This is a genomic window from Pseudomonas sp. P1_F1_2 (assembly GCF_056405815.1).
Genome location: NZ_JBFUBK010000140.1, coordinates 1 through 13,863, shown reverse-complemented (window position 1 = coordinate 13,863; position 13,863 = coordinate 1). Strand labels below are relative to the sequence as shown.

Sequence of the window (13,863 nt, the reverse complement as noted above, 5' to 3'; positions counted from 1 at the left end):
GGCGGTGTGTCAGTCAATGTAGATGTCGACTGACACTTCGCCTTCGCGAGCAAGCCCGCTCCCACAGGGGTTTGCATTTGTTTCCAAGGTTGGCGGATTACTTGACCTGACGCTGCGGCGCCTTGTGCACCATGGTGTACGCGTAATCCACGCCCATGCCATACGCGCCGCTGTGTTCCARCACCAGGCCCATCACGGCTTCATAAGTGTCTTTGTGTGCCCAATCGCGCTGGTACTCAAGCAGTACCTGTTGCCAGGTCACAGGCACCGCACCGGCCTGAATCATCCGCTGCACCGACATGTCGTGCGCTTCCTTGGTGGTGCCGCCGGAAGCATCCGTGACGATGTACACCTCGTAGCCTTCTGCCAACGCTTCAAGTGCCGGGAAGGTCAGGCAGACCTCGGTCCACAGCGCCGCAATGATCAGTTTTTTACGGCCGGTGGCTTTCACCGCATCAACCAGCGCCTTGTCTTCCCAGGAGTTCATCGAGGTGCGCTCGATCGGCTTCTGATCCGGGTGAACAGCCAGCAACTCAGGCCAGATGTAACCGCTGAAGCTTTCAGTTTCGACCGAGGTGTAGATGGTCGGAACGTTGAAGATCTTCGCAGCCTTGGCCAGACCGACTGTGTTGTTCTTCAGGGTCTGACGGTCGATCGACTGCACGCCGAACGCCATTTGTGGCTGGTGGTCGATCAGGATCAGGGCGGAGTTGGTTGGGTTGAGCAGTTCACGGATAGACATGGCGCGTTCCTTTTGATGTCGATATTCAGGTGAGTAATGAGTGAGTCGACGTTGCCGTCAGCGGCTTTGTTGTCGGCTTGGATGTCACTTTAGGGGCTAGCCACAAAAGGGACAATTACCTAAAATCGAGAATCATTGATTCTAAAACAGGGACAATCATGGACCGCATCGAATGCATGCGCGCCTTCGTCGTCACGGTCGGCGAGAACGGCTTCGCCGCCGCTGCCCGGGCAATGGATGTGCCGCGATCAAAAGTCAGCAAACAGATTCAGGCGCTGGAGGAAGCCATCGGCGTGCAACTGTTGCAGCGCACCACCCGCAGCCTGCACCTGACCGAGGCGGGCGCCGAGTACTTCGACGCGGCACGCGAGGTGCTGGCGTCGCTGGACGAGGCTGAACAGCGAGCGCGTAATGGCATTGGCGAATTGCGCGGGGTGTTGCGGGTCAATGCGCCAATGTCCTTCGGCTTGCGCCGGCTGGGGCCGCTGATTCCGCTGTTTCATGAACAGCACCCGAACATCGAACTGCAACTGGTATTGAGCGACCAGCAAGTGGACCCGGTACGCGGTGGTTTCGACGTGACCATCCGCATCGCCAGCCTGCCGGATTCGACGATGATTGCCCGGCAACTGGCACCGGCACCACGAATCATGGTGGCGTCCCCGGCTTATCTGGCACGTGCCGGTATACCGCAGACCCCGCAAGACCTGCGCGCCCATCAGTGCCTCAACTACGGGTACCTGCAAAGTGGCGTCAGCTTGCAGCTGTGTAATGGCACGGAAACTCAACGGGTCAACGTGACCGGCCCGTTGCATGCCAACAATGGCGACTTGCTCGCTCAGGCGGCCGAAGCCGGGATGGGCATCGCCCTGCTGCCCAATTTCATTGTCGAGGATGCGCTGGCGGCTGGCCGCCTGGTGCCAGTGATGTGTGAATGGCAGGCGCCCGCGATCACGATTAACGCGGTGTACCCTTCGGCACGTCGAGTCCCGCAGAAGACCCGGACGTTTATTGAGTTTCTGGTGACGCAGCTGGCGGAGAAATAATGCAGATTCCCTGTGGGAGCTGGCTCGCCCCCACAGGGCAAGTGTCTATTTTCCGAAGAGTCGGCGCACCTGCTCCGCGTCGGCGCTACCGTTCTGCTCAAGCGCGACGAAATACTTCAGCTGCCATTGCTGCGTCTTGATCGCCTGTTTTGCGACGGGCCTGGCCCAGGGCGGGTAGACACGAATTGCGCGTTTGCCACCGTTACCGTCAATCGACATGACCCCTTTGGCGACCAGAATCTTCTGATCGAACACGAACTGCCCGCGGAGCGTGTCATCAGCAACGCTCACCACCACAAAGGCGACGCCATCGCCGGTGTCGAACGGTGCAATCTCGCTGGTCGATGTCGGCCGCTTCCATAGCGTAACGAACTGGCCAATTTTGGTTGGCGTGGTTTTCGCCACACGGAAGACCACTCCCTGATGATCGAGGCCAAGGCGACAGGCTCCGTACTCGGTACTCTCCAGCTCGCGTTGAGCCTGCTGCGTCAATGCCATGCCTGCTGGCTTGTACATCTGCTCAATGGCGGCGGCTAGTTCGTGTGGAAGGTCCGTCACGATCGTTCCCGCATCGCCTGAATGTCTTGTCTGATGCCCAACCGACTGATCCAAACAGCCATCAAAATCACCGACCCACCGAGAAGCAACCGTCCCAACTCCTCATGCTGATTCCAGATCAGCAGATTGATCAACAACCCCACCGGCACGTGCAGGTTGTTCATCACCGCCAGCGTCCCGCCACTCACCAGGCAGGCGCCCTTGTTCCACCAATACAAACCCAGCGCCGTCGAGACCAGGCCGAGGAACACCAGCACGCCCCATTGCAGCGGCGCTTCGGGCAGGAAGTTTTGTTTGCCAAACAGCAGGAATGCCGGCAATGCCACCGCCAATGCCCCCAGGTAGAAGTAACCGAATCGCCGGTAATGCGGCAGATCGCTCGGATGGCGGGCCACCAGATGCTTGTAAAGCACCTGGCCGGCAGCGTAGGTGAAGTTGGCCAGTTGCAGCAGCAAGAACCCCATGAAGAAATCCGGGTTGATCCGGTCGTAGCGAATCACCGCTGCGCCCATCACCGCCACCACTGCGGCAATCAACGCCCACGGATTGAAACACCGGTTCAGCGCGTCTTCGATCAAGGTCACGTGCAATGGCGTGAGGATGGTGAACAGCAACACTTCCGGCACCGTCAGTACCCGGAAGCTCAGATACAGGCACACGTACGTCACGCCGAACTGCAACGCGCCGATCAACAGCATGCCGCGCATGAACGCAGGCTCCACCGAACGCCAGCGCGTCAACGGAATGAACACCAGTCCCGCCAGCACTACGCGCACCAGTACTGCGAAATAACTGTCGACGTGACCGGCCAGGTATTCGCCGATCAAACTGAAGGAAAACGCCTGGATCAGCGTGACAAAAAGTAGATAGCCCATGCTCGCCTCATTTCGAATGGCGGCGACGATAGCGGGTTTTACCCGTCACAGCGAATCGTCAGGCGACACACAGCCCTGTAGGAGCTGAGCTTGCTCGCGATGAGGGTGCCACATTCAACATGGATGTCGGCGGGTACACCGCTATCGCGAGCAAGCTCAGCTCCTACAGGGTTATGTGTGTGTCCATCAAATCGCAGGCAAAAAAAAGCCCGATCTCGCTAAAGCGTTCAATCGGGCGACAGCACTCAGGAGCAAAAAGTGCAAAGGGAGGTTCGATGCGCGTAAAGCCGTGAAGGGGTTGCGCCAGGTCACTAGACCATCCAGTGATTATCTGGCGATTAAAGGATCAGGCGACCTGAGAAAGCTTGGCGTTGGCCTGGTTCAAGCCCTTCTCCTGGAAGTCGCCGCCCAGGTTCATGCCTTCGGCATGAATAAAGGTCACGTCGTGGATGCCGATGAAGCCCATGACCTGACGCAGGTACGGTTCCTGGTGATCCGATGTGCTGCCTGCGTAGATCCCGCCGCGAGCGGTCAGCACGTAGGCACGCTTGCCGCTGAGCAGACCTTGCGGGCCGGTCTCGGTGTATTTGAAGGTCACGCCGGCACGCAACACATGGTCGAGCCAGGCTTTGAGCGTGCTGGGAATAGCGAAGTTGTACATCGGTGCGGCCATGACCAGCACATCGGCGGCCAGCAGTTCATCGGTCAGCTCGTTGGAGCGTTCCAGTGATGCCTGTTCGATGTCGCTACGTTGCTCGGCCGGTTTCATCCAGCCGCCCAACAGATTGATGTCCAGGTGCGGCACCGGGTTGACGGCCAGGTCACGAACAGTGATCTGGTCAGCCGGATGGGCGACTTTCCACTGGCTGATGAAGGTCTGGGTCAGCTGACGGGAAACCGAGTCTTGCTGGCGGGCGCTGCTTTCGATGATCAGAACGCGTGACATAGGTTGTAGGCTCCATCTGAGAATGCTGTAAGTCGATGGAGTGAAGATTAAACAGAGTCAAATCGATGAAAAAGCGCAAATAACTGCTATAACCCATCAATTAATTCGTTTATAAGCTGAGCATGCCTTTGTAGGAGCTGAGCTTGCTCGCGATAGCGGTGCGTCAGCCGACATCAAATTAAATGACACACCGCTATCGCGAGCAAGCTCAGCGCCTACAAGAGATTGCAGTCATTTCGGGGTGCAGGTCAGCTCGATACGCAGCTTGATAATGCTGCGGGTGAACTTCGCGGTGGCGTTTTTATGTTTGCCGGCAGGCACATCGATCGTGCGCGTACGCGGTGCTTCCGGGCCATTGCTGAAAACCGCCTTGCAGGTAGCATCGACGTCGCCGTAGTTAGCCACCCGGATGGAGCCGATGTCGTTATCCGTATCGAAGGTCTCGTAATCGATCTTCAAGCCGTTGAGTTTTTTCTGCACATCGATCGGATAAGCAAACGCCGTCAGCGGCAGCATCGCCAGCAGCACACAACCCGATACCACACAGCAAAGCTTTTTCATTCAGCAGTCTCCAAAAGGGCTGCCAGCTTAGGACAAGAGGAGCCATTCATGAAAGCGCCCCGCGTGACCCTTGATCAATGGCGAACATTGCAAGCCGTGGTCGACCACGGTGGTTTCGCCCAGGCCGCCGAAGCGCTGCACCGCTCGCAATCATCGGTGAGCTACACCGTGGCCCGCATGCAAGACCAGCTCGGCGTGCCGCTGTTGCGCATTGACGGTCGCAAAGCGGTGCTGACCGAAGCCGGCGGCGTGTTGCTGCGTCGCTCCCGGCAACTGGTGAAACAGGCCAGTCAGCTCGAAGACCTGGCCCATCATATGGAGCAAGGCTGGGAAGCCGAAGTGCGACTGGTGGTCGACGCGGCATACCCAAGCGCCCGCCTCGTCCGCGCCTTGACCGCGTTCATGCCGCAAAGCCGCGGCTGCCGGGTTCGCCTGCGTGAAGAGGTGCTTTCGGGCGTGGAGGAAGTTTTGCTCGAAGGTGTGGCCGACCTGGCGATCACGGGATTGAGCATCCCGGGTTATCTGGGAGCGGAGTTGAGCGACGTAGAATTCGTCGCAGTGGCCCATCCCGAACATGCGCTGCACCGCCTCAACCGTGAGTTGAATTTCCAGGACCTGGAAAGCCAGATGCAAGTGGTGATCCGCGACTCCGGTCGGCAACAACCGCGCGACGTCGGCTGGCTTGGAGCCGAACAGCGCTGGACCGTCGGCAGCCTGGCCACCGCCGCGACGTTTGTCAGCAGCGGCCTGGGGTTCGCCTGGCTGCCCCGGCACATGATCGAACGAGAACTCAAGGAAGGCACGCTCAAGCTGCTACCGTTGGATCAGGGCGGCAGCCGCAACCCGAGTTTTTACCTGTATTCGAACAAGGACAAACCCTTGGGGCCGGCGACGCAGATTCTCATTGAACTGCTGCGCACCTTCGACACCGCACCGCTGGACGCGCCTTTCGCCGCCCCTGAACAAGCCTGATAAGGAGTATCTGCATGGCCTATTTCGAACATGAAGGTTGCAACCTGCACTACGAGGAATATGGCCATGGCACGCCGTTGCTGCTGGTCCACGGCCTGGGTTCCAGCACGCTGGACTGGGAAATGCAGATTCCTGCACTGTCTGCGCGCTACCGGGTGATCGTCCCGGATGTGCGTGGCCACGGTCGCTCCGACAAGCCCCGCGAGCGCTACAGTATTGCCGGTTTCAGCGCTGACCTGATCGCGCTGATCGAACATTTGAACCTCGGCCCGGTGCACTACGTGGGGCTGTCGATGGGCGGCATGATCGGTTTTCAACTGGCCGTGGATCAACCGCAATTACTCAAGAGCCTGACCATCGTGAATAGTGCGCCACAGGTCAAATTACGCAGTCGCGACGATTATTGGCAGTGGCTCAAACGCTGGAGCCTGATGCGCGTCCTCAGTTTGGGTACCATCGGCAAAGCCCTCGGCGACAAGCTGTTTCCGAAACCGGAACAGGCGAACCTGCGACAAAAAATGGCCGCGCGCTGGGCAAAAAACGACAAACATGCTTATCTCGCCAGCTTCGATGCCATTGTTGGCTGGGGAGTCCAGGAACGACTTTCGAGGGTCTCCTGTCCAACCCTCATCGTCAGTGCCGACCGTGATTACACCCCGGTTGCACTGAAGGAAACCTATGTAAAACTGCTGCCCGATGCGCGGCTGGTGGTGATCGCCGATTCGCGCCACGCCACCCCGCTGGACCAGCCCGAACACTTCAACCACACACTGCTCGAGTTTCTCACCGCAGTCGACACCACCCCACTCAGGATCACTGACCCATGCTGAAAAAAATCGCCCTCGTCGCCGGCTCCGTGCTGTTTGCTGCCAACCTGATGGCTGCGACGCCTGCCAAGGCGCCGCACGTTCTGCTGGAAACCACCAACGGCCAGATTGAAATCGAGCTGGACCCGGTCAAGGCGCCGATCAGTACCAAGAACTTTCTTGATTACGTCGACAGCGGCTTCTACAACAACACGATTTTCCACCGTGTGATTCCTGGATTCATGGTCCAGGGCGGCGGGTTCACCCAACAAATGCAACAAAAAGAAACCAAGGACGCGATCAAGAACGAACACAAGAACGGTCTGGTCAACGTTCGTGGCACCTTGTCCATGGCACGCACCTCGGCGCCTGATTCGGCCACCAGCCAGTTCTTCATCAACGTCAAGGACAACGATTTCCTTGATCAGGGCGATGGCTACGCCGTGTTCGGCAAAGTGGTCAAAGGCATGGACGTGGTCGACATCATCGTCAACTCGCCGACCACTGTACGTGGTGGCATGAAAGACGTGCCGGCCGACCCGGTCCTCATCAAGTCGGCCAAGCGCATCGACTGAGACTAAGCTGGACAGGGATGTCAGAGCCGTTGCCGGTTTTGCCGGCAACGCTCAAACCGTTTAAAGGAGAGCCCGTTTACGGGCGAGAAACTGATGCTTTATCGCCGTTTTGAACAACTGATCGACGTGTTTCGCGACGCCCCGACGGCCGCTCCGCCGGATCGCGTTCTCCCTTTTTATACCTACTACCTCAAGCAGGTCTGGCCAAGCTTCGCCGCCCTGCTGATCGTCGGCCTGTTCGGCGCACTGATCGAAGTGGCGCTGTTCAGCTACCTGAGCCGCATCATCGACCTCGCCCAAGGCACGCCCGGTGCCGACTTCTTCAAGGAACACGGCATTGAACTGGCCTGGATGGCCGTGGTGGCGCTGATCCTGCGCCCGGTGTTCGTTGGCCTGCATGACTTGCTGGTGCACCAGACCCTGAGCCCCAGCATGACCAGCATGATCCGCTGGCAGAACCACAGTTACGTGCTCAAACAGAGCCTCAATTTCTTCCAGAACGACTTCGCCGGGCGCATCGCCCAGCGCATCATGCAGACCGGCAACTCGCTGCGCGATTCGGCCGTGCAAGCGGTGGATGCGCTCTGGCACGTGCTGATCTATGCGATCAGTTCACTGGTGTTGTTTGCCGAAGCCGACTGGCGCTTGATGATCCCGTTGCTGAGCTGGATCGCGGCGTACATGGGCGCGCTCTGTTACTTCGTGCCACGGGTCAAGGAGCGTTCGGTGGTGTCTTCCGATGCACGCTCCAAACTCATGGGACGGATCGTCGACGGCTATACCAACATCACCACGCTGAAGCTGTTCGCCCACACCAATTTCGAACAGCAGTACGCCAAGGAAGCGATCGAAGAACAGACGGTAAAGGCCCAACTGGCTGGCCGCGTGGTCACCAGCATGGACGTGGTCATCACCAGCATGAACGGCTTGCTGATCGTCACCACCACCGGCCTGGCGCTGTGGCTGTGGACGCAGTCGCTGATCTCCGTGGGCGCGATTGCCCTGGCCACTGGCCTGGTGATCCGCATCGTCAACATGTCCGGCTGGATCATGTGGGTGGTCACGGGCATCTTCGAAAACATCGGCATGGTCCAGGACGGTTTGCAGACCATCTCGCAACCGGTCAGCGTGACCGATCGGGACGAGGCCAAACCGCTGGCCGTCGCCCGTGGCGAAGTGCGTTTCGAGCACGTGGATTTCCACTACGGCAAGAAGAGCGGGATCATCGGCGACCTCAACCTGAGCATCAAGGCCGGTGAAAAGATCGGCCTGATCGGGCCCTCCGGTGCCGGGAAATCGACCTTGGTCAACCTGCTGCTGCGTCTGTATGACGTGGAGGGCGGGCGAATCCTTATCGATGGCCAGAACATTGCCGATGTCGGCCAGGAAAGCCTGCGCGAGCGTATCGGCATGATCACCCAGGACACGTCGCTGTTGCACCGTTCGATCCGTGACAACTTGCTGTACGGCAAACCCGACGCCACCGACGCAGAGCTCTGGGACGCGGTCCACAAGGCCCGCGCCGACGAGTTCATCCCCTTGCTGTCCGATGCCGAAGGCCGCACCGGCTTCGATGCGCATGTCGGTGAACGCGGGGTGAAACTCTCCGGGGGTCAGCGCCAGCGTATTGCGATTGCTCGCGTGCTGCTCAAGGATGCGCCGATCCTGATCATGGACGAGGCCACGTCGGCACTGGATTCGGAGGTGGAAGCAGCGATCCAGGAAAGCCTGGAAACCCTGATGCAGGGCAAAACCGTGATTGCCATCGCTCACCGACTTTCGACCATCGCCCGGATGGACCGGCTGGTGGTTCTGGAAAACGGCAAGATTGCCGAAACCGGCACCCACGCCGAACTGCTGGCCCATGGCGGGTTGTATGCACGGTTGTGGCAGCACCAGACCGGAGGCTTTGTCGGCATCGATTGAGTCTTGTTCTCACCACAGATCCTGTCTGATCGTTCCCTCGCTCTGCGTGGGAATGCAGCCGGTGACGCTCCGCGTCACTGGACGCAGAGCGTCCCTTGAAGCATTCCCACGCAGAGCGTGGGAACGATCGGCCCTCGGCTACCTGCTGGAATTCTCTTGAAACCCTGCTGTACTCAGCCAAGGTTCTGGTGATGGTTCTGCAGTCCATCTGCTGGATGCGATAGACAGTAAAACCTCGAAAGGGCACGCTCTATGTCTCTATTCAAACGATCAGCGACAGAGTTGGTTGGTACGTTCTGGCTGGTGCTGGGGGGGTGTGGCAGTGCGGTGCTGGCCGCCGCTTTCCCGGAGGTGGGGATCGGTTTGCTGGGGGTGTCCCTGGCGTTTGGGTTGACGGTGCTGACCATGGCGTTCGCTATTGGCCATATCTCCGGTTGTCACCTTAACCCGGCCGTGTCATTGGGGTTGGTAGTCGGTGGACGCTTTCCCGCCAAGGAGCTGCCGGCGTACATCATTGCGCAGGTCATCGGCGGGATAATTGCAGCCGCATTACTGTACTTCATTGCCAGCGGCAAACCCGGTTTCGACCTGGCCGGTGGCCTGGCATCCAACGGTTATGGTGAACATTCCCCTGGCGGCTATGCCATGGCGGCAGGTTTTGTCTGTGAACTGGTGATGACGGCGATGTTCATCCTGATCATCCTCGGCGCCACCGACAAACGCGCTCCGGCTGGACTGGCCCCTATTGCCATCGGCCTGGGGCTGACTCTCATCCACCTGATCTCGATTCCGGTCACCAACACCTCGGTCAACCCGGCGCGCAGTACCGGCCCGGCACTGATCGTCGGCGGATGGGCGATTCAACAACTGTGGATGTTCTGGGTGGCGCCACTGCTGGGCGCGATAGTCGGCGGTGTGCTCTATCGGTGGCTGGGCAAGGAAGACACTTAAGGCCTGGGACGAGGATCAGTCTTGCCGATAAGGCAAGGCGGTCCTCGCCTCCTCGGCATACGCCAACACCCCAACGCGCTCTTGCTGCAGGAAATCTTTGACCGCTGCTTTCAGGCCGGGATGGCGCAAGTAATGCCAGGAATGCGTGATCACCGGTTCAAACCCGCGAATCAGTTTGTGCTCGCCCTGGGCACCCGCGTCAAAACGCTGAAAGCCGTTGGCAATCGCATAATCCATGCCCTGATAGAAACAGGTCTCGAAATGCAGTCGATCAAACTCGGCCAGACAACCCCAGTAACGACCGTAAAAACTGTCGCCCCCCACCAGACTGAACGCCATGGCCACCGGTCTTGAGCCCTGTTTGGCCAACACCACCCGAATCGATTCCGGCATGCGTTCGGCCAGCAGGCTGAAGAATTCGCGCGTCAAGTAAGGCCTTTGTCGACGTACCGCATAGGTATTGGCATAGCAGGCGTAGACGAAATCCCACTGCGCCTGATCCAGTTGCCGCCCCTCAAGCCATTCGAACTCAATCCCCTGCCCCGCTACCTGTTCACGTTCTTTGCGCATCTGCTTGCGCTTGCGTGAACTCAGGACGTCGAGGAAGTCCTGAAAGTCCCGATAGCCGCGATTTTGCCAGTGGTACTGACAGCCTATTCGCTGCAACCAACCGGGTTGTTCGGCCAGTGCCGCGTCCGTAAACGAATCGGTGAAATTGATGTGCGCGCTGGAGAGCTCTTCAATCTCCAGATACCCCGGCAAGCTCTTGAGTAACTCGAAACCGTCCTCGACGCTGGCCGCCAGCAGCCGTGGCCCGCTGACCGGGCTGAAGGGCACGGCGGTCAATAATTTGGGGTAATAGTCGATGCCGGCTCGCTCACAGGCATCGGCCCAAGCATGATCGAACACGTACTCGCCGTAAGAATGCCACTTGCGGTAACTGGGCAGCGCGGCGATCAGCCGATCACCTTCCATGTGCAACAAATGCTCGGGCTGCCAGCCGGAATGCGGCCCCAGGCTGCCACTGTCTTCCAGCGCACTGAGAAAGGCGTGGCGCAGAAATGGCTGATTCTCAGGCACCAGGGTGTCCCAGGCCTGGGGTGCGATTTCAGACAGATTTTCCAAACGTTGCAGCGGCATCAACTTCCTCTCCACTTCTTGCGTGAAAGCCTCGCGAGTATCGCTTATCGCCACCGATTGCACACACGCGTTTCGCCGACAAACGTCCGAAGAAAAAGTTCAAACAGCCTTTTTATCGTCATCTAGACGCCATCACTTCGCCACTGCCTTGTCATAAACCATCGCGATACTGGCGCCTGTTTTTATAGCGCCGGGTTATACCCGGCCACTGTTTTCCGTCCATCAATGGTCGGTTGTGCCCTGGATGGCTCAGTCATCCACTCTCATCTTCGGAGATTGATATGCGTCTTGCTTCCACGAAAACTGCGGCGGCCCTGTGTGGCGGGCTGTTGCTGGCCATGAGCGTTTCGGCCAGCGCCGCAGTCGACGCCAAACTGCTCGACATGCTCAAGGCTAACGGCTCGATTACCACTGCGCAGTACAGTGAACTGCAAGCTGAACTGGCCCGGGATCAGAAAGATCAGCAAATCGCCCGTCAGGCTCAGCAAGAGACCAACGAGCAGATCGCAGCAACCGCGAAGAAAACCACTGAACTGAGCACCTTCGACCAGAAACTGGCGTGGGCTGCCAAGACCCAATTCAAGGGCGACGTGCGCTTCCGTGAGGAAACCGTGCACAACGATGGCGTTCCAAACAACAAAGACCAGGATCGTCAGCGCATTCGTGCCCGCCTCGGTGCCTACAGCGAAATCAACCCGCAAGTCGACACCGGCATCCGTATCGCCACCGGCAACAACGACGATGCCCGTTCCACCAACCAGGACCTGAACAACTACTTCGACAAGAAGTCGATCTGGCTGGACCAGGGTTACGTCGACTACCACCCTGACGCGATCAAGAACCTGCACCTGGTTGGCGGCAAGATGCCACAGCAATGGGTGAGCATGGGCGACATCATCTGGGATAGCGACATCAACCCGGAAGGCCTGGCTGCGACCTACAAATACCCGCTGAGCGGCAGCACCGAGTTGTTCGGTAGCGCCGGTCACTACACCCTCAAGGACAACGTCGACGGTGAAGGCGTGCAGTTCAAGCATGACCTGCGTCTGTACGCCGGCCAGTTGGGTGCACGCTTCGCCATCACCGACAGCATGAAAATGACGTTGGGCGGCAGCATCTACTCGTATGACAACGACAGCAACAGTGCTTGCCCGACCACCGGCACCGTCACCGCGCCGTGCGCACTGGCCGTCAACGGCAACAGCCCGGGCGAAACGTTCAAGCTGTATGAAGGTTTTGGTCAGCTCGACTTCACCAACCTGCCAGTACCGCTTTCGTTGTACGGTCAGTACGTCAACAACAAAGACGCGAGCAACGACCAGGACACTGGCTGGTTGGCCGGCGTCAAGTCCAAGTTCTACGGCTTCGCAGTGGACTACAACTACCGCGACGTCCAACAGAACTCTGTGGTGGGTGCCTTCACCGACTCCGACTTCGCCAACGGCTACACCGGTTCGCGCGGCAGCAAGCTGAAAGTGAGTTACGAGTTGGACAAGAACTTCAACCTCGGCGCCACGTACTTCATGGCTAACTCCGACTACACCAACGCCAGCATCAAGAAGACCGATTCCGACATCAACACCCTGCAACTGGATGCTGAAGCGAAGTTCTGATTTACCCCGCTACACGACCCGGGCAAGGAAGCCCGGGCCGCTTTTACAGTCTGGCGTGGATGGATTGATCCCCATCATCCGTTCGGTTCATCCACGCGAGCCTGTTTCTTGATCCGCGCGATAAATATCCTCTGCTACGGATTGTCCTTGCGACGCTCGGCAGCGAGACGTTCAGCCAGTGCATCGACGTCTGGCACCGTTTCTTCCGGCATGGCACGCAACGTCGCCTGCATCAGCCGCATCTGACGAATGAACCGCCGGCAATTACGGCAGAACATCAGATGATGCCGAACCATCAACTTCTCGCGAAAGCTCAACTGACCGTCGAGATAATCGCTGGAACGTGCCACTTGTTCCTTGCAGGTCAACATTCCCCTGTCTCCTCAAAATGCTCCACGGTCGCAAATACCTTCAACCGTGCCCGATGCAGCAGCACGCGAACATTGGAGAGCGAGATGTCCAAAAGATTACAGATCTCCTCCAGCTCGAGCCCCTGACGCTCGCGCAGTAATAACACGCTGCGTTGCAGTTCCGACAGACTGAGCAACGTATAGTCCAGGCATGTGCGCAGCTCGTTTTCGAGCAGTAGCGCTTCCGGGGTGTCCTGATGCCAGGCAAACGGCGCCACCAGCCAATGGCCATCGCCGGATGAGAAACGATCGTCATCGATGGTGCCGTGGGGGGATGGAATGTCATCAAGCAGCACCTCGCGGCGGTTTTGCTTGTAGCGACCTTTGGCCGCGTTGGCGGTGATGGTCAGCAACCAGGTCTTGAGGCTCGAACGCCCTTCGAACTTGCTCAGGTTACGCACCACCGACAGCCACGCATCCTGCACTATTTCGTCGGCATGCCGACTGCCGACAATGGCATACGCCACCGCGCGCATCGCGCTCTGGTAGGTGCTGACCAGCTCTTTGAAAGCGCGTTGCTCCCCTGCCAGCAATCGTTCCAGCAATTGCGCGTCATCAGCCGCCATCAAACAGTTTCCTTGTTCTGAACTCGAATTTGACTACAACAGGACGTCACCCAAAGGTTGTCCTGCTGTCATTTCCGAAAGTTACAGCGTCCTGACGGTTACGAATGTAGGAAACTTCATCACAACTCAAGGAAAACGCTCAATAACACTCGATTAACGCTTGCGCAGTAGCACGC

At 58.5% G+C, this 13,863-nt stretch carries 14 protein-coding genes and 1 pseudogene; 7 read left to right on the top strand and 8 right to left on the bottom strand.

From position 1 onward, the window contains the following. Positions 1–97 precede the first annotated feature (97 nt). A complete protein-coding gene (locus AC1D2P_RS28040; protein ID WP_109787980.1) occupies positions 98–742 on the bottom strand; it encodes a hydrolase in 645 nt (214 codons plus the stop codon). Between the two features lie 158 nt (positions 743–900). On the opposite strand from AC1D2P_RS28040, the gene AC1D2P_RS28035 reads away from it, so the two are divergent. Continuing rightward, positions 901–1,788, top strand: a complete 888-nt coding sequence (locus tag AC1D2P_RS28035) for a LysR family transcriptional regulator (RefSeq protein ID WP_046033340.1) — start codon at positions 901–903, stop codon at positions 1,786–1,788. A gap of 45 nt (positions 1,789–1,833) precedes the next feature. On the opposite strand, the gene AC1D2P_RS28030 is transcribed toward AC1D2P_RS28035, so the two are convergent. From AC1D2P_RS28030 to AC1D2P_RS28015, 4 genes are all read right to left on the bottom strand, one after another. Then, on the bottom strand, positions 1,834–2,346 hold the full coding sequence (locus AC1D2P_RS28030; protein WP_460163490.1) for a MepB family protein: 513 nt from the start codon (positions 2,344–2,346) through the stop codon (positions 1,834–1,836). Next, complete coding sequence (locus AC1D2P_RS28025) at positions 2,343–3,221, bottom strand: carboxylate/amino acid/amine transporter (protein WP_477758088.1); 879 nt, start codon at positions 3,219–3,221, stop codon at positions 2,343–2,345. The genes AC1D2P_RS28030 and AC1D2P_RS28025 overlap by 4 nt, the downstream gene beginning before the upstream one ends. Before the next feature lie 346 nt (positions 3,222–3,567). Then, positions 3,568–4,167, bottom strand: a complete 600-nt coding sequence (locus AC1D2P_RS28020) for an FMN-dependent NADH-azoreductase (RefSeq protein WP_109787976.1) — start codon at positions 4,165–4,167, stop codon at positions 3,568–3,570. 231 nt (positions 4,168–4,398) lie between these two features. Continuing rightward, complete coding sequence (locus tag AC1D2P_RS28015; protein ID WP_046033336.1) at positions 4,399–4,728, bottom strand: hypothetical protein; 330 nt, start codon at positions 4,726–4,728, stop codon at positions 4,399–4,401. Positions 4,729–4,776: 48 nt separating this feature from the next. On the opposite strand from AC1D2P_RS28015, the gene AC1D2P_RS28010 reads away from it, so the two are divergent. The 5 genes and pseudogenes from AC1D2P_RS28010 (at position 4,777) to aqpZ (ending at position 9,958) form a co-directional block, all read left to right on the top strand. After that, positions 4,777–5,700 (top strand): PA3225 family LysR-type transcriptional regulator, encoded by a 924-nt coding sequence (locus tag AC1D2P_RS28010; RefSeq protein WP_046033335.1) that lies wholly within the window; start codon positions 4,777–4,779, stop codon positions 5,698–5,700. Between the two features lie 14 nt (positions 5,701–5,714). Next, positions 5,715–6,520 (top strand): annotated as a pseudogene (locus AC1D2P_RS28005) (alpha/beta fold hydrolase). Between the two features lie 3 nt (positions 6,521–6,523). After that, the gene (locus tag AC1D2P_RS28000; protein WP_046033333.1) at positions 6,524–7,081 is read left to right on the top strand and encodes a peptidylprolyl isomerase; all 558 of its coding nucleotides are present in this window, start codon (positions 6,524–6,526) and stop codon (positions 7,079–7,081) included. Between the two features lie 93 nt (positions 7,082–7,174). Beyond that, positions 7,175–9,007: an ABC transporter ATP-binding protein gene (locus AC1D2P_RS27995; RefSeq protein WP_046033332.1), complete on the top strand. Its 1,833-nt coding sequence runs from the start codon at positions 7,175–7,177 to the stop codon at positions 9,005–9,007. A gap of 252 nt (positions 9,008–9,259) precedes the next feature. After that, positions 9,260–9,958, top strand: coding sequence for an aquaporin Z (aqpZ, locus tag AC1D2P_RS27990; protein WP_109787974.1), 699 nt, complete (start codon positions 9,260–9,262; stop codon positions 9,956–9,958). Positions 9,959–9,973: 15 nt separating this feature from the next. On the opposite strand, the gene AC1D2P_RS27985 is transcribed toward aqpZ, so the two are convergent. Then, entirely contained in the window at positions 9,974–11,098 is a 1,125-nt protein-coding gene (locus AC1D2P_RS27985; RefSeq protein ID WP_223522424.1) for a GNAT family N-acetyltransferase, read from the bottom strand. 281 nt (positions 11,099–11,379) lie between these two features. Here AC1D2P_RS27985 and AC1D2P_RS27980 point away from each other — a divergent pair, with 281 nt between their 5' ends. Next, positions 11,380–12,711, top strand: coding sequence for a putative porin (locus AC1D2P_RS27980; RefSeq protein ID WP_046033329.1), 1,332 nt, complete (start codon positions 11,380–11,382; stop codon positions 12,709–12,711). Positions 12,712–12,845: 134 nt separating this feature from the next. On the opposite strand, the gene AC1D2P_RS27975 is transcribed toward AC1D2P_RS27980, so the two are convergent. Next, complete coding sequence (locus AC1D2P_RS27975; protein WP_046033328.1) at positions 12,846–13,082, bottom strand: anti-sigma factor family protein; 237 nt, start codon at positions 13,080–13,082, stop codon at positions 12,846–12,848. Further along, positions 13,076–13,690, bottom strand: a complete 615-nt coding sequence (locus AC1D2P_RS27970) for an RNA polymerase sigma factor (RefSeq protein ID WP_109787971.1) — start codon at positions 13,688–13,690, stop codon at positions 13,076–13,078. Before AC1D2P_RS27970 ends, AC1D2P_RS27975 begins: the two co-directional genes overlap by 7 nt. Positions 13,691–13,863: the final 173 nt, after the last annotated feature.